The organism is Propionivibrio dicarboxylicus, assembly GCF_900099695.1.
Taxonomy (GTDB): Bacteria; Pseudomonadota; Gammaproteobacteria; order Burkholderiales; family Rhodocyclaceae; genus Propionivibrio; species Propionivibrio dicarboxylicus.
Window position 1 is genome coordinate 320,539 of the sequence record NZ_FNCY01000002.1, and the last position, 16,283, is coordinate 336,821.

Annotated in this window: 12 protein-coding genes; 2 read left to right on the plus strand and 10 right to left on the minus strand. The window is 63.0% G+C overall.

What is annotated here, in order from left to right; translation table 11 throughout:
- Positions 1-33: 33 nt before the first annotated feature.
- The 3 genes from BLR25_RS05040 to BLR25_RS05050 are packed head-to-tail and all read right to left on the minus strand — an operon-like array spanning position 34 to position 3,177.
- The gene (locus BLR25_RS05040) at positions 34-969 is read right to left on the minus strand and encodes a 2-hydroxyacid dehydrogenase (protein ID WP_091934615.1); all 936 of its coding nucleotides are present in this window, start codon (positions 967-969) and stop codon (positions 34-36) included.
- A gap of 12 nt (positions 970-981) precedes the next feature.
- On the minus strand, positions 982-1,953 hold the full coding sequence (locus BLR25_RS05045; RefSeq protein ID WP_091934618.1) for a Bug family tripartite tricarboxylate transporter substrate binding protein: 972 nt from the start codon (positions 1,951-1,953) through the stop codon (positions 982-984).
- A gap of 54 nt (positions 1,954-2,007) precedes the next feature.
- Positions 2,008-3,177: a lactonase family protein gene (locus BLR25_RS05050; RefSeq protein ID WP_143009764.1), complete on the minus strand. Its 1,170-nt coding sequence runs from the start codon at positions 3,175-3,177 to the stop codon at positions 2,008-2,010.
- Between the two features lie 604 nt (positions 3,178-3,781).
- Here BLR25_RS05050 and BLR25_RS05055 point away from each other — a divergent pair.
- Positions 3,782-4,648: a DMT family transporter gene (locus tag BLR25_RS05055; RefSeq protein ID WP_091934624.1), complete on the plus strand. Its 867-nt coding sequence runs from the start codon at positions 3,782-3,784 to the stop codon at positions 4,646-4,648.
- A gap of 218 nt (positions 4,649-4,866) precedes the next feature.
- Here the strand turns inward: BLR25_RS05055 and BLR25_RS05060 are convergent, their stop codons facing one another.
- The 6 genes from BLR25_RS05060 to BLR25_RS05085 form a co-directional block, all read right to left on the minus strand.
- Positions 4,867-6,237 (minus strand): HlyD family type I secretion periplasmic adaptor subunit, encoded by a 1,371-nt coding sequence (locus BLR25_RS05060; RefSeq protein ID WP_091934627.1) that lies wholly within the window; start codon positions 6,235-6,237, stop codon positions 4,867-4,869.
- A 24-nt stretch (positions 6,238-6,261) separates the two neighbouring features.
- Positions 6,262-7,215 carry a toxin-activating lysine-acyltransferase gene (locus tag BLR25_RS21495; protein WP_218122631.1) on the minus strand — a complete coding sequence of 318 codons (954 nt, stop codon included), beginning with the start codon at positions 7,213-7,215 and terminating at the stop codon, positions 6,262-6,264.
- A 158-nt stretch (positions 7,216-7,373) separates the two neighbouring features.
- Positions 7,374-8,483, minus strand: a complete 1,110-nt coding sequence (locus BLR25_RS05070) for a hypothetical protein (protein WP_091934631.1) — start codon at positions 8,481-8,483, stop codon at positions 7,374-7,376.
- Positions 8,480-10,261, minus strand: coding sequence for an outer membrane protein assembly factor BamB family protein (locus tag BLR25_RS05075; RefSeq protein ID WP_091934634.1), 1,782 nt, complete (start codon positions 10,259-10,261; stop codon positions 8,480-8,482). Before BLR25_RS05075 ends, BLR25_RS05070 begins: the two co-directional genes overlap by 4 nt.
- Positions 10,258-12,576, minus strand: a complete 2,319-nt coding sequence (locus BLR25_RS05080) for a peptidase domain-containing ABC transporter (RefSeq protein WP_218122632.1) — start codon at positions 12,574-12,576, stop codon at positions 10,258-10,260. Before BLR25_RS05080 ends, BLR25_RS05075 begins: the two co-directional genes overlap by 4 nt.
- Before the next feature lie 803 nt (positions 12,577-13,379).
- Positions 13,380-13,919, minus strand: coding sequence for a MarR family winged helix-turn-helix transcriptional regulator (locus tag BLR25_RS05085; RefSeq protein WP_091934640.1), 540 nt, complete (start codon positions 13,917-13,919; stop codon positions 13,380-13,382).
- A gap of 60 nt (positions 13,920-13,979) precedes the next feature.
- Between BLR25_RS05085 and BLR25_RS05090 the strand changes: the two genes are divergently transcribed.
- Positions 13,980-15,422, plus strand: a complete 1,443-nt coding sequence (locus BLR25_RS05090; RefSeq protein ID WP_091934751.1) for a DHA2 family efflux MFS transporter permease subunit — start codon at positions 13,980-13,982, stop codon at positions 15,420-15,422.
- Between the two features lie 59 nt (positions 15,423-15,481).
- Here the strand turns inward: BLR25_RS05090 and BLR25_RS05095 are convergent, their stop codons facing one another.
- The gene (locus BLR25_RS05095; RefSeq protein ID WP_091934643.1) at positions 15,482-16,249 is read right to left on the minus strand and encodes an SDR family NAD(P)-dependent oxidoreductase; all 768 of its coding nucleotides are present in this window, start codon (positions 16,247-16,249) and stop codon (positions 15,482-15,484) included.
- Positions 16,250-16,283: the final 34 nt, after the last annotated feature.

Genomic DNA, 16,283 nt, shown 5'->3' on the forward strand with positions numbered 1-16,283 from the left:
CCACGCCCCCCGCCAAGCCCCCGAACCGACGCCTCAGACCGGCGTCACCAGCGCTCCTTCGGCGAAGAAACGACGCAGGTTGTCGAGCACCAGATCCTCCATTGCCGCGAAGGTCTCGCGTGTGCTGCTCGCCAGATGCGGCAGCAGCAGCACGTTATCGAGCGTCCGCAGCGCCGCCGGCACCTCCGGTTCACGCTCGAAGACGTCGAGCGCGGCCCCGGCGATACGCCGCTGCGTCAACGCCGCGATCAGCGCCGCCTCATCGACGACCGAGCCGCGCGAGACATTGACGAGGAATCCGTTCTCGCCGAGCGCGACAAGCACGCCGGCATCGACGAGGTGGCGCGTCGAAGCGCCGCCAACGACGGTGACGATCAGGAAATCCGCCCAGGCGGCGAGATCCTGCGCCGACGCCTCGTAGCCATGGCGCACGTCGCTCACCGGGCGACGGTTGTGATAGCGCACCTCCATCGAGAAGCCGGCGGCGCGCGCCGCCACGGCACGACCGATGCGCCCCATGCCGAGGATGCCGAGTCGCTTGCCATTGAGGCGCGGCGCCAGCGGAAAGCGTCCCTTGAGCCAGGCGCCTTCGCGCACGAAACGATCGGCGGCGGCAAAATTCCGGACGATCGCGATCAGCGCGCCGAAGGCCGCATCGGCGACGCATTCGTTCATCACGCCCGGCGTATTGCTGACCGCGATGCCGCGCGCCCGCGCCGCGGCGAGATCGATGCCGTCGATGCCGACGCCACGGCTGGCGATCACACGCAAGGACGGCAGCGCGGCAATCAACGCAGCATTGGCACCGACGAGACCGTTGGTGACGATGCCGACGATGTCCTGCCCCTGGCGAACGAGAAAGTCCTCGGGATCGGTCTCCGCCCGGAACGGACAGACCTCGTATTCGGCCGCCAACGCCGCCTCGACAAGCGGCGTGAAGCGGACCAACTGCAAGATTTTCGGTTTCATGATGGCCCCGGCTCAGTCGGCGACGATGCCCTTGTCGGCAATCAGCTTCCGGTAGCGCTGTGTCTCCGAATCGATGAAGGCCTTGAATTGCGCCGGCGAGCCGCCGACCGGCGTCGCGCCCTGGCCGACCAGGCGGTCGCGCATTTCGGGCGCATTGACCACCTGTTGTACGTCCTTGGCGATCTTCTCGACGATCTCCGGCGGCGTGCCGGCCGGTGCGAGCAGGCCGATCCACGAAATCGAGAAATAGCCGGGCACGCCCGACTCGGCCAGCGTCGGGACCTCGGGCAATGCCGGCGAGCGCTTGTCGCTGGTGACGGCGACCGGCCGGACCTTGCCGCTCTTGAGCGCCGATGCGCTTTCCAGCACGGTCAGCAGGGTCAGCTTGATATGGCCGGCCATCACGTCCTGCATCGCCGGACCGCCGCCCTTGTAGGGCACGTGCATCAGCTTCGTCCCGGTCGCGTCCTCGAAGAGCGACGCGGCGAGGTGCGTGGACGAACCGTTGCCGGCGCTTCCATAGGTCAGCTCGCCGGGGTCCTGCTTGGCCAGCGCGATGAACTCCTTGGTCGTCTTCGCCGTCACCTCGCTATTGACGAGCAGTACCAGCGGCAATTCGGCGACCAGGCTGATCGGCGCGAAGGCCTTCTCGGTGTTGTACGGAATCTTCTTGAGCAGGCCGGGATTGATCGCCACCGTCTGGGCGTTGGCCATCATGATCGTGTAACCGTCGGGTTTGGCGCGCGCGACGTAATCGGCGCCGATGGTGCCTGAGGCGCCCGGCTTGTTGTCGACGACGACCGATTGCCCCCATTTCTCCGACAGCTTCTGGGCCACCCAGCGCGCACCGGTGTCGGTACCGCCGCCCGGCGGGAAGGGCACGACCATCGTCACCGTCTTGCTCGGGAAGGCGGGATCCTGCGCGAACGCCGCCGGCGTCGTCAGCAGACCGCAGATCGACATGGCAATGCAAAGGGATTTCATGATGTCACCTCGCGAAAGTAAGAAATTGATCGAAGACCTGGAAAAGAAAAGGATTCAGCGGAACACCGGGCGTAACGCCGCCGGCGATCCCTTGAGCGGCAGGCGCTGGCCGTCGTCGACAAGGCGCTCGTTATCGATGCGGAGCACCTGGATTTCCTGCTCGGCCGTGTTCTGGACCAGCACGAAGCGCGCATCGCTCGAAAACGCCAGGCCCTGCGCCCAGCGGCCGATCGGCGCGCGCGCCAGCGGCACCAGCCGGCGCCCCTCGACCTTGAGCAGCGCGAAGTTGCCGCGCGACTGGTAGAAAGGCGAACTCGTCGGCTTGTTGCTGCCTTCCATGACATTGACACCGACGAAGCGGCCGTCGGGTGAAAAGAAAGCGCCTTCGGGCGTCTGCCCGACGCTGACGGTGTCGATCACGCGGGGCGGTTCGACGGAAAGATCGATGAGGCTGAGCGTATCGGCATCGCCCTGCCCCTTGCCGATGTTGGCGACGACCGCGAAATCTCCCTGAGCACGCACATCGATGCAGTCGGGCCGCTGTCCCGGATAGAGGTCGCGCGACGTCGCCGTCACGCGCAGCCCATCGACGGCGAGGACCGTCACGCGATGATCGCCGTCGCGCGTCAGCAGCGCCCGGCGCCCATCCGGCGTAAAGACCGCATGCATCGGCCCCGCCTTGGCGTCGGCGAGGCGCACTTGATCGACTTCGCGCACCGTCTTGCCTTCGATCGCCAGGACCGACACGGTCCCATCGTTGTGGTTGGCGACCAGTGCCAGACGGCCGTCCGGACTGATCGAGACGCCGCCCGGCGCCTTGCCGACACGCACGCTGCCAACGAGTCGCGGCGGCAGTGCCGCGAGATCGACGACCGACACCTGGTCGTTCTCGACGGTCTTGCCCGGATCAGCGGCATCGCGCCTGAACCCCGCCGTCACCAGGGCCAAGCTGCCGTCCGGCGACACCGCGACGGAGGTCGGCGGGCCGATCACCGAGGTCGGCACTGCCACCTCGGCCCGGATCGCCGGGCGCCCGTCCTTCATTTCGATCAGCACCAGCGCATCGTCACCGGGCGCCGTCCGGATGACGCCGTTATCGAGCACCTGCTTGCCGTCCTGAACCGAGACGAACCACTCGGCCTGCGCGCTTCCCATCGTGACGGCGCCAACCACCAGCGCCGCAGCCGTTTTCCGGATGACACCATACTGTCTGAGACTTAACATGGACCGCTCCTCTCTTTATGATGTCCGCGTGGCGGGACATTTATTGAAGAGCAGAAACGCAAACACTGTGCCAAACCTTCGGCCAGCCAAAAAACACGAATGTTCATAGGGTTATACCAACAACGGGGAAAGGCGGGCGACGGCGGATGTCTCATGCAACACAACATGTGGCACAAACTGTTGCATACACTGCACATCACGGCACCGGCGGCGCCCCGAGCGGCCTGCAGCCCTCCCGGCCAATCTCAGTAATGGCAGGGCATGGCAGCGTTTCCTGCCGGCGTGGCAAGCGTGTTGCTTACCTAAGGGGTGTTCACAATCAACCGCTGGATTGCGCTGCACCCCGCGCTGGAGCGGCTGCAAGGCGCGTGTCGCAGCGAAGGGGCATTCCCTTCGCAAGACACGCAACGCCGCAGACGACCGGCGCAGGGCGCAACCCGAAGGGCAAGGGACTGGCAGGAGGCATCACGTTGTTACCGGATGCTTGCATGGATGGCCATGCGGCGCATCCGCTGCCTAGCGCTGCCCCCTGCCACTCCCTTGCGCAACCAACGCTTGATTGTGAACACCCCTTTGTGCCCTTCTCTTTGCGATAAGCACCGCCATGCCCACGCCCCTCGCCCTGATCGCCACCCTGTCGCTGACGACGTTGCTCTATGCGCTGCACGACGCGACCATGAAATACCTGAGCCTCACCTATGCCGTGCCGCTGCTCGTCTGGGCGCGCTACCTGATCCAGATGGTGCTGATGCTGATCGTGCTGGGGCCGACGATGGGGCGCAGCCTCGTCGTCACCGGACGGCCGGCGCTGATGAGTTTTCGGGCGCTGATGCAGGTCGGCAGCGCGCTCGGCGTCCAACTCGCGCTGCGAACGATGCCGCTGGCCGAAACGACGGCGCTGCTATTCCTGACACCGATGATCGTGGCGCTTCTCGCCGGCCCGACGCTCGGCGAGCAACCCGGCCGGCGCGGCTGGCTGGCGATCCTCGGCGGTTTCGGCGGCGTCCTGCTGATCGCCCGCCCCGGCAGCAACGTCGACACCGCCGGACTGGTCTTCGCGCTTGGCGCCGCCTTCTGCAGCGCCTGTTACCAGCTATCGACGCGCTATCTGTCGGCGAGCGAGCCGCCGCTACGCCAGCTTTTCTACCTGACGCTGCTCGGCACGTTCAGCATGTCCTTTGCCGTGCCGGCTGAATGGACCGGCGAGATCCCCGACGCCATCTCGCTGGTTCTCCTCGTCGGCGCCGCCCTCAGCGTCGCCACCGGGCACTTCCTCTTCATTCGCGCCACCCGCGACACGCCGGTATCGACGCTCTCGGCGCTGCTCTACACCAAGCTGATCTGGGCCGTGCTGCTCGGCCTCGCGATCTTCGGGCAAGCGCCCGACGCCTTCTCGGTCGCCGGCATGCTCGTCATCGGCGCCGCCGGCCTCAGCCTGATGCGGCCAGCACCCGCCGCAGCCACTGCCTGAGCGGCTGATACCGCCCTTGGCGACAAGCCTGCGTGAGCTTAAAGCAAGCGCCGCTCCGCTACTTCGCACCTGTAGCGTGCCACTGCGAAAACAGCGGCGTTGCCTTGCCCCGGATGACACACCTCAAGCAGATTGACGTCAAGTGCCGGTTGAAGTCATGCAAGCGCCGACAGAACCGTCTGTCCGCTCCGTCGTACCGGTAACTTTCGCCCCCTCGATCACCGCTCTCGTCCACTTTCGTGCAAGGCTTTCCGGACCGGCGAGAGCAGGTATTCCATCACGGTACGTCGCCCTTGATTAATCTCTGCAACAACCTGCATGCCTGGCACAAGCTTCAGTTGCTTGCCTTGGGCTTCAAGAACCTGCGAGTCAAGCCAGATCAACGCTTTATAAGAGAGAGCTTGTTGCGCCGATGCCTTATCCTTGTTGCCGTCCTTTGCCGGAAGATTGGCCGCCTCGCTGGCATCGGGGCCAACGTGGATCACCTCGCCATCGAGCATCCCGTATTTCTGGAAGGGATAGGCCGACAACTTTAACTTTACCGCCTGCCTTGGAAAGACAAAGCCAACATCGTCGTTCTTGACCATCACTTCGGCAACCAACGGTTCGTTCTCGGGCACGAGAGACACGATGACGGTTCCCGGCGAAACGACTGTCCCAATCGTGTGAGTCGCGAGATCCTTGACAACGCCGGTCTGCGAGGCTCTTAGCTCCAGGAGTTCACTCTTGCGCTCCTGTTTGACGAGTTCCTGCTGTAGCTTGCGGTGCAGCCCTTCCGCGTCGACGCGCTCGTTCTGAAGATCGCTGCGATACTTCGAGGCGATTTGACTGAGCTGCCTGGCCGCTTGGGCGACGGCAGCTTCGAGACTTGCGACGGTCTCTTCCTGGGCGCGCAGGTCGCGGGCTTTTTCGAGGTGCTCCCGCTGTTTGTCGCGCACCTGCACCTGCGCGGCGAATCCTTCCTTGCCCATGTCAGCAAAGGCATCAGCCTGCGCCTTGAAGATCGGCGTGACCTCGCGCAGCTTGGCGAGTACCTCTTTACCGGCTTCATAGTCGCGCTGCGCTTTACGCAGCGCTTCACGCGCCTGACCCGTACTATCTTCGAAGACGCGACGGTGCTCTCGGCATTGAGCCTCAATCTGCCGGAAAAGATCGTCCGGATCATCGGCCTTACGCAACAGCGATTTTTCGGCAAGCTCCGCATCAATCCGGCGTAGTTGCAGCCCACGAAGCACAAGGTCCGTTTCGATGACCTTCTGGTCCGCCTGGGCGACGTGCATATCCATGCGGATAAGGACTTGATCCGCCAGCACGGACTGACCCTCCTTGACCAAAATCTCCCGCACGATGCCCGCATCAGCGGGCTGCACGATCTTGACGTAGGTCTGAGGGATCAGTTTCCCTTCCGCACTCGCGATGATGTCAAGTTGACCAAAAACGGCCCAGGCAAGAAGGACGCCGAACAGCCCTGTCACTGCGTACATCACGGTACGCGGCAGCCGCGCCGGCGGGCTTTCCTGAATCGAGAGTAGGCCCGGCGCGAAGTCAAGCGCCGCTGGAGACAGCGTTTTACTTGCCGTTTGATTCATCGTTTCCGCCCTCCCATTGGCGGCTTAGTGTTTCGTCGGCAGATCCGCAGGCGGATACTCGCGAACGGTAGTCGCGCCCGGCTTCGCTGGATCGGGAATCAGGGCACAGACCTTGCGTCCGGCAAAGATCGTTTCACGCAGACCCTTAAGCGTCTCTTCGAGTTGCCCGAACGGCGCCACCGCGTCGATGATCCAGACCTCATCTCCGCATTTCCACTCGTGCGGCGCAATCTTTGGCTGAGCCGACCGCAGACGCGCGGCGACGTGCTCGTTGGCCAATGCCCAGGTAAAAAAGGCGTAAGGCAAGGCGCCCCGGGTATACAGCCGACATTGATCGAGAACGACCGGCGGTAGCACCGCCCAGTCGAGATCACCGATAAACAGGAACCTCTTGAACGGATCACGCGCGTATAACCAAAGTGCGGGGCCGAGGATAACCGCTTGCACTCGCGTGCCGACGGCATCGGATTCCAGCGCCGGGCTCGCCATCTGCAGCGTCCTTCCCCCTACATCATAACTGCCGCGCCTGTAGTGCAGCGCCGTGATTTCCATGTCATCCAGCCGTTTCGCCTCGCCGTCATCTACCGCGCCGTTGCCATTCCTGTCCTGCCAGACCTGCAGTTTGTCGAACACCGGGTCGCTTGCCGTGATGTCGCCGTCGCCATTGGCATCGATCCAGCTGAGGCTCGCGAGACCCCGCGCGCCGTCCACCACCTTGCCGTTCGAGAAGAGTTCGCCGCCATCGTCAAGCAGTCCATTGGTATTGCGGTCGAGCATCAGGTAAGCGTCGTCCGCTCCTGCCCATGCCGTCGCCTTGAGGTAATCACCATTGTCATTTCCGGGCAGCGTGATATTGATTGTCCAGTCGACGTCGATGCTTGCCTTCTCCTGGCGAAAGTTCCGTCCTACCGAAGCACTCCGGCATTCCGGCGCCGGCGTCGGTCGGCCGGCTCTTCCGGTTGTAGTGAATCGAGCCATTCGCCTCGTCATGGGGCTGTGTCGGCCTGTGCGTACCTCATGTCGTCGGGCGAGATGCCCGACTGTCGATTCACGAGCGATCCCGACGGGTCAATCGGCACCTGCTTTTGGAGGATGGCGTTGCAGCCCGCGCCGCGTTGCGCCTGGAGCGGCGTCGCTCAGAGTTCTTCAAGTCTCGTTTCAAGGTCCTGAATATCCCTCAGCGTTTTTATGGCGTCAATACGCGCCAATATCCTGTCCTTGATTTGCTCGGTTTGCAGCAGCAATTCGCGCCCTTCGGCAACCGAGCCAACGAGCAATCGCGCCGCATCGAAAAGCGATAGGCCGCGCGCTTCGGCATAAATGCTCAGTGCGTCATAGTCAACGCCGTCGCACGGCCGACCGTCGTTGTCGAGCAGACTCTGGGCGAGCATTGCCTTATGCCGGCGAATCTCCTCATTACCGCAATAACCGGAGCCGAGGGGTTCCCGCTTGCGATTGATCGCCTCGCGCAATTTCACCTTGAGGCGGGCGATTTCGTGCAAACGATGCGTATCGGCGACAGGCGCGTCAAGATCGATCGGCTCGGTGTTGTCGATGCGGTATTTGAACTCTTTCGTCAATTCCGGATACACCTTGTCGAGCAGCCATTCACGCAGTTGCAACAGGGTCTTTTCATCCCTGGCATTGGCGATGGCCTGGCTCATCTGTTCACGGAAGCGCTCGCTCTCAAGCAGCACGCGTTCCGTCTCTTCGGCCTTGGCGGCGACCAGTCTGGCAGCTTCGAGCATCGTACAATTGCGCGCGACGGCAACGGCTTCAAGCATTTTGAATGACGCGCCAATACTCGGGCGTTCCGGTTGCGCCAGAAATTCGCAAGCCTCGCGATGTTTTGCCTGGCGCACTACATCTCCATAAGCGCAGGATGACAGGAACGGCTTGCGCACCGCGCCGATCTTTTCATGAAGAATACGCATCAAGGCTTTGCGGTTGGCCTCCAGAAGCGCTTCGGCGGCCGACTGCCTTGGCGCTTCACGCGCATCAATGAACACACCGCCGTTAAAGCGCCAGCCCCAGCAGTTGCGCAGGGTCATCGCTTCGGGTAACGCTCCGGCATAGCCACTGACGTAGTACCAGTCATCGTCCGTTGGCGGCCGGTAATCGGGGTCGTCGGTGAAGTAGACGACCCGATTCGATTTAACCTGGCTGACGATCGTGTATCGCGGCACGTTCGCCGCGGCCGCCGGAATGGGTTGCTCCGTAAACGTCATATCGTTCATATCGCTCATGCGGGGGCCTCTTTTTGAAGATCGGCTGACGGGCGCTTCAACAGCGCTGCCGTTGGGCTCCGTAGGTGATAATAAGGGTGGATATCAAAAACCTTGAGCCCCTCGTTATTGCTAGCGGCAGCAAGCAGCGTGCCGTAGCCGGTTGTGCCAACGGCAGGCGGCTGGTGGTAGCGTCCGCCGATCGCGCCCTCCCACAGTTTGAGTTCGCGCACCGGATCAAAGACAGCGAGATGCCCGCCCTGCGAGAGCAGCAGCCAGTGTTCGCCACAGCGCACAGGGTTCCAGCAGGCCGGACTGCGCAATCGGGTTATCCAGCGGATTTCGCCGGTTTGCGCATCGAATGCAGTCCCATGCCACTTGCCGTCGACGGTCAGCACGACGTCATCGCGCAGCTGGGTGAACTGGTGCGCGTTCGGACGGCCATACCGGGTTTGCCAGACGGTTTCGCCGGTAGCCAAGTCGAGGCAATGCAGGCGCCCTTGCTCGGTGGCGAGATACGCCCGTCCTTCGGCGACGGCGGGCTTGCCGCGCACCATGCCTTGAGTTTTCCTCTTCCAGCGCAACGAACCGGTGTCGGCATCGACACAGAGGACGCTCTGATCGTTGCAGGTGGCGATGACGATATTCTGCGCTGCGTCGTAGACCGGGCTACCCGGAGGCCACCACGCATGGTCGCGCGACCAGAGAAGACGACCGCTCCGCCAGTCCATGGCGATCAGGCGGCCGAACGGCCGACCGTCGTTCCACTGTTCGGTGTTGATGAACAGGCGGCCGCGCGGCAGATCGAGTTCGGGCGTGGCATGGACGCTCGAATCCTGCCGCCAGCGCCAGACGATGTCACCGCTCGCGGCGTCGAGCCGGGTCACGGTCCCGTCGTAACAGCCGAACACCAGGCTGCCATCGGCATATTGCAGTTGTTGCACGATGCCCTTGGCCGGGTCAGCCAGACTGTCGTAGCGCCACTCGATGGCGCCGTCGCCGGCATGATGACGCCATACGCGCGCATGATCGTCGGCGACGAAGACGGCATCGTCTGCAATAACGGGAACACATTTCCGGGGATGGGCCGTCTTGTCGTTCAGGTCGTAGCGCCACCAACGAGGCTGGTCGACGAAATCCGGACAGCCACCTTTCATCAGAGGCGGCGCGGCATCGAAACAGTCCCGAGATAGACCGATTTCGTGGCGCCTGAACAAGGAGACAACCGGGTAGCGCCCGGTGGAAATCTGCCGCGAACCGAGCGGCTGCCACATGTCGAAAAACACGCCGATCGCCTGGATCGCAAGCACGTGCCCGTCGGACTTGAGCGCCTTTTCGACCAAGGGAAGCGCGGAGCCGCCTTCCATGAAGTCGTCAATGACAACGGCACGACTGCCGTCGGGCTGACGCTGTCCCTCGACCCATTTCTTCTGGTGGTGCGCCTTGCGCTTGTCGCGCACCATCAGGATGGACAAGGACGTGCCGTCGGCCAGCGCAGCCAGCGCCGTGCCGGTCAGCAGCGACGCCGCACCGAAGCCCGGCCCCACCAGCACTTGCGGCGCAAACGGTTTGATGATCTGCCACATCAGCCGACCGGCCATCTCGATGTTGCGTGCATCGGACAGCAGGAGCCGGAAATCGAAAACCGCATTGTCGGCCATGCGCAAGGCGCGACGGTAAATTTGGCGGCGTAAAGCCGCCCACTCGTCGGACAGCCGGACATCGTGTATCGCGACCTTGGCTTCGTCCCAAGCCGACTGAGTCGGCGCGGCAATCGTCGGGGCTTTGGCGATTGTCATACACTCCGCCCACCTGGGGCCAGGCCTTGGGAAATCGACGATGCCGCATCAGGCACGCATCGATCAAATCCGCCCGGCCGTCTTTCTCCGCCTATCCTCACCACCTCATCCACCTGCAGCGATTTCGGCAACGCATGCGTGATGAACAGCATCGTCACCTTGCCCCTGAGCTGATTGATCGTCGCCGCGAAGTGTTCCGCCGTCTCGGGGTCGAGCGCGCTGGTCGCCTCGTCGAAAACGAGAATCCGCGGGCGCTTGAGCAAGGCACGGGCGATCGCCAACCGCTGCTTCTGCCCACCGGAAAGGCCGACACCCCGCTCACCGATCTCGGTCTGGTAGCCCTGCGGCAACCGATCGATCGTGTCGTGGATCTCGGCCATCTTGCAGGCGTGCGTGATCTGGTCGAAGGTGGCATGCGGGTTGGCCATCAGGAGGTTGTCGTAAAGCGTGCCGGAGAACAAGGTCGTCTCTTGCGGCACGACGCCGAAAGTGGCGCGCAGCTCGTTGGCCGAGAGATAACGGATATCGTTTCCGTCGAGCTTGATCGTGCCGCCGGTCGGCGCATAGAAACCTTGCAGCAGCTTGGCCAAGGTACTCTTGCCGGAACCCGACGGCCCCATGATGACAACGACCTGGCCCGGTTCGACGGCAAGATTGAAGCGCTGGTACAGGAACGGCAGATTCTCGGCATAGCGGAAGGCGAGATCGTGGATTTCGATTTTGCCCTTGCCTTCGCGCAGACGGCTGGGCAGGATCGAGTACGGTTCCTTCGGTGCATTCATGATGTCGCCAAGCCGCTGCACCGAAAGATTGGCCTGCTGGAACTGCTGCCAGAGGCCGACGAGGCGCAGCATCGGCTGCGAGACCCGGCCGGCGAACATCTGGAAGGCGACGAGCATGCCGATGGTGAAATCGGTGCTGGTCATCACGGCATAGGCACCGACAATCAGGATCAGCGTGCTCATCAGCTGTTCGATGCCATTGGCAACGACGTTGTAGCTGTTGGCGATCTGTTTCATGCGGAAGCCGGATCGCAGGTAGTCGGCGAGGTAATCGCCGTAGCGGGCATTGAGCTGCGGTTCCATTTGCAGACTCTTCACCGTTTCCAGTCCAGAGACGTATTCGGTAACGAAGGCCTGGTTGCGCGCGCCGAGCAGGAATTGCTCGTTGAGGCGATTGCGGAACATCGGGGCGACGATCAAGCTGAGGGCGACGATGGCGCCGATCAACGCCAGCGCCAGGCACGTAAGACCAACGCTGTAATAGAACATGATGCCGACGAAGATGCACAGAAACGGCAGGTCGAGCATCAGCGTGACAGCGGCGCCGGCGACGAATTCGCGGATCGTCTCAACGCCGTGCAGGCGCGCGGCGATAACGCCGGTCGGGCGGTGTTCAAAGTAGCGCGGCGGCAGCTTGAACAGATGCTCGAAGACGGCGGCGCCGAGAACGGCATCAACGCGATTGCCTGTATGCAGAACGAGATATTGGCGCACCCAGCTCAGCGCGGCCGAAAAAACCATGAAGACGGCAAGACCGATACCGATGACGATCAGCGTGCTTTCGGTGCGATGGACGACGACCTTGTCGATGATCGTTTGCGTGAACAGCGGAGTACCTAAGGCCAACAACTGGATGACCAGCGAAGCGAGCAACACGTCACGCCAGACATGCTTGTGCTTGAGGAGTTCGGGGACGAACCAGCCGAAACCAAAGCCCGACTGCCCGGACGCCGTGACATCGGGATCGCGGAGTTGCTTCGGGTTCAGGGCCAACTGGCAGGCGGTGCCGGTAAAGCGCTCGGAAAATTCGACGAGAGTCAGTGTCCTGGGAGCATTGGTACCGGCGACGAAGAGAACAATCTTGTCGGCGGTGGCGTCGACCACAATAGCCGGGCGCACTTTCGCGGGCGTATTTGAAACGGATGAGGCTGCCGGCAAGGGCGTATCGTCTTCGGGAACGTCGTCGGCTTCAGTTACGTCGTGCTTGCTGTCTGTGCCATCAGCTTTATCGCCCACAACATCCGCACGCGTTGTTTCACTTGCCGCATTCCGATCCGGTTCGTCATCGATATCGCAATTGCATGCAGATGGCATCGCGATTCCCTTGGCACCGGACGAGGCGTCATGCAGAACGACAAGACAGGGAAAATGCAAGGTGTTGAGTAACTCGGCCGACGTTTCCTGTTGCCGGATGCGAAACCCGAGTGCGCGGGCGGCATGGATTAGCGCTTCGCCACCGTACGGCGGCGGGAACTGACGAACAAGGAGTTGCGGATCGAACGGCTTGCGGTTCAGGGCGCAAAAGCTACCCATAACCCAGACAAAATCTTCGGTAGTGAACACGTAAGGCGGCAAGGCAGTCCGTGCAGGCGTTGCCAGCGGGCCCGCCACCCGCTTAAGGAGCCGGCGCAGCATCAGTCGGTGTAACCAGGCTGTTCTTGAGAAAAACGCCGACACCGCCGACAAAGCAGATTTTCAACGCGGCGAGGCTGTCGCAAGGACAACGCGTCATCCCGCAATAAATAATCAGCGCCACGATTGATGCTGGCTTGCACCTTGAATGCCACTGCCCTCTCCCAATTTGTGCAGTCTAAATTGGATTGTTGAAAGTTCTATCCGTTTTGCACCTTAAGAGAATAACAAGATATTTTGTCGAATACTGTTAAAAATTACCACAGCGCTCCCGACCGGAAGAAGGCTTATTACCCATCGAAAAATCAGACACTAATTAGCTTTTTTTGCACACATACCAAAAGAAAATTAGATGCACCGCACAATTAGCTCACCGAATAGGCAGCACGGCAATGGACATAATATGCAGTTCTAATACTCCCCTCCCCGACGAACCGATGCATTGCTGTCAGAGTCATGGCAGATCGCTCTCCAAGGCTCGCGAGAGTTCTGCCATAGCGGGCACCACTGGTTACGCGAGAACGGAGCTGGCATTCTCAACGCTCACGCGCTGCCAACGTCAGCGTGGCCAAAAGGGAATCACCAAGGGCTACAGCGCTCCACTGCCGATCGCGCGCACCGGCAGCGGCGTCATTGCCGTCGGAGAGGCGGTCACGGTACCGCCGCAGCCACTGCCTGAGCGGCTGATACCGCGTCGCCGTTCCTTACGCCGCCGTCTCCGCGTTGTCGAGCAGACGCCCGAGCAGCGCTACCGCCTGCGCGAGTTCAGCCGCATCGATGCCGTCCAGCATCTGCCCGCGCACGGCCAGCACCTCGCCCTCGATCTCGGCGGCCAGCGCCCGCCCGGCGTCGGTGATTTCGATGTACTTCTGGCGGCGGTCCTGCTTGTCCGGCACGCGGCGCAGCAAGCCGAGGTTTTCCATGCGATCGACGATATGCACCAGCGTCGGCGTCTCGATGTTGAGCCGCGCCGCCAGCGACCGCTGGTTATAAGGCCTGGCATCGCTGCGCAGAATCCACAGCGCCCGCCAGGTCGTCTGCGTCATGCCCCAAGGGCGCAGACGTTCGTCGAGGCGGTTGCGCCAAAGCCCGGCACTGCGATGTAACAGCGTCGCAAAATCCTGGCGAAGATCGGCCAGCGCCGCGACCGGGTCGGCACAGGTCGTCTGGCAAGCATCCGCCCGCCCCGCTTCCGTCCGCGGTAACGTGCCCCCGGCGGATATCTTCCGTTGAACTTTCGACATAATTAGCTTACTAACAATTATCTTGGTAATATGCTGCACTTTTCGCCGCCGTTCGTCCACATGAATTTTCTGCCGCCCGCCCGCTCCTACGATGACCTGCAAACCCGCTACGGGCGCCGCGCCAAGTGGCTGGTGCTGTGGATCGTCGGCACCGGCACCGTCGCTGGCGTCCTGTCGACGACGAGCTTCAATGTCGCCGTGCCGGCGTTGATCCGCGCCTTCGGCCTCGGCCAGCACGAGGTGCAGTGGGCGATCACCGGCTTCATGGCGGCGATGACGCTGGCGATGCTGCCGACCTCGTGGCTGCTCGACCGCTTCGGCTTCCGCCGCGTCTTCCTGACGGCGTTGATGGCGCTGGCCGCCACCAGCGTGCTCGGCAGTCTGGCGCCCAACTTCCCGGCCGTCGTCGGCGCGCGCATCCTGCAGGGCATGGCCACCGGCGTGCTGCAACCGCTCGGCGTGCTTGCCGTCATGCGCCTGTTTCCGCCGCACCGCCAGGGCAAGGCCTCGGGCATGCTGAGCTTCGGCATCGTCCTGGCGCCGGCTGTGGCGCCGGCGCTCGGCGGCGGCCTGCTCGACCTCTTCGGCTGGCGCGCCATCTTCCTGATCAACCTGCCCTTCTGCCTGATCGCCGGCATCGCCGGACTCTTCCTGCTGCCGACACCGAAGGAACGCCTGCGCCGCGCCTTCGACTGGACCGGAACGCTGCTGCTCGTCGTCCTCACGCTGTCGCTCGTCGAATGCGCCGTCAGCCTGCAGAACCACGGCCTGCTGGCGCCCTGGACGCTCGCCCAACTGGCGGTTGCCGGCACGGCGACGGCCTTCTTCCTGCGCCACGCCCGGCGCGCGCCCGAACCGATCATCCGACTCGAACTGTTCGCTCACCGCAACTTCCTGATGGGCAGCCTCGTCTCCTTCGCCTACGGTTTCGGGCTCTATGCCTCGACCTACCTGATCCCGGTCTTCCTGCAGAGCGCCTTGCATTTTTCGGCGACCGCCGCCGGACTCGCGCTGATGCCGGCCGGCGTCGCGCTGGCCCTGACGATCCCGCTCGCCGGCCGCATGGCCGACCGCCACGCGCCGAAATGGATCACCGCCGGCGGACTCGGCTGCTTCGCCCTTTCTTTCCTGCTCTTCGCGCTCTGGGGCGGCCGCATCAGCCACGCCGAACTCGTCGGTGCCACCGTACTCGGCCGCATCGGACTCGGCCTCATCCTGCCGGCACTCAGCCTCGCGACGCTGCGCCACCTCGCGCCCGAGCAGCTATCGCAATCCTCGGTAGTGGTCAGCTACACCCGGCAACTCGGCGGCGTCCTCGGCGTCGCCGTCGCCGCCGTCTTCGTCGAATGGCGCGAGACGATCTACGGCCACGTCGCCCCCGGCGTCTTCACCGCCTACGCACAGGGCTTCCTGCTGCTGACGGCCATCTTCGTCCTGGCCCTCTGCGCTGCCAGTCTGATGAAGGCGGAGACGCGCGCACCGGCAAGCGCTGGGGGGTCGTAGTTAAAAAAATCCGCGCCCGAAGGCGCGGCAATTCCCGAGGGAGGTCATAAACGCGGCGTTCAGACGCAACTCGTCATGCCGCCATCGACATAGATGATCTGGCCGTTGACGAAATCGGAAGCCGCCGACGACAGGAAGATCGCCGCGCCCTGCAGCTCCTCGACCTTGCCCCAGCGGTTGGCTGGCGTGCGCTTGCACAGCCAGGCGGAAAACTCCTCGTTTTCGACGAGGGCGCGGTTCATCTCGGTGGCGAAATAGCCGGGCGCGAGGCCGTTGGCCTGGATGCCGTACTTGGCCCAGTCGGCGCACATGCCCTTGGTCAGGTTGGCGACGCCGCCCTTGGCCGCCGTGTAGGGCGCGATCGTCGGCCGGCCGAGCAGGCTCTGCACCGAACAGATATTGACGATCTTGCCGCGACCGCGCGGGATCATGTGCCGCGCCACCGCCTGCGAGACGTAGAAGACGCTCGACAGATTGGTTTCGAGGATCGCCGCCCAGCTCTCCGCCGCGAAGTCTTCGAGCGGCGCCCGGCGCTGGATGCCGGCGTTGTTGATGAGAATGTCGATCGGCCCGATCTCGCGCTCGACGCGTTCGATGCCGGCCTGCACGGCCGCCTGGTCGGTGACGTCGAAGACGACGTAGTCGACCGTATGCCCTTCGGCGCGCATCTTCGCTGCCGTCTCGCGCACACGTTCTTCGTTGCGACCGTTGAGCACGATCGCGGCGCCGGACGCGGCGAGCCCGTACGCCAGCGAAAGGCCGATACCCTGCGTCGATCCGGTAATCAGCGCGCGCTTGTTCTTGAGGCAGAAGAGTGAGTTTTGCATGTCAGTGATAAATATTCAGAAGAGATACGTATTC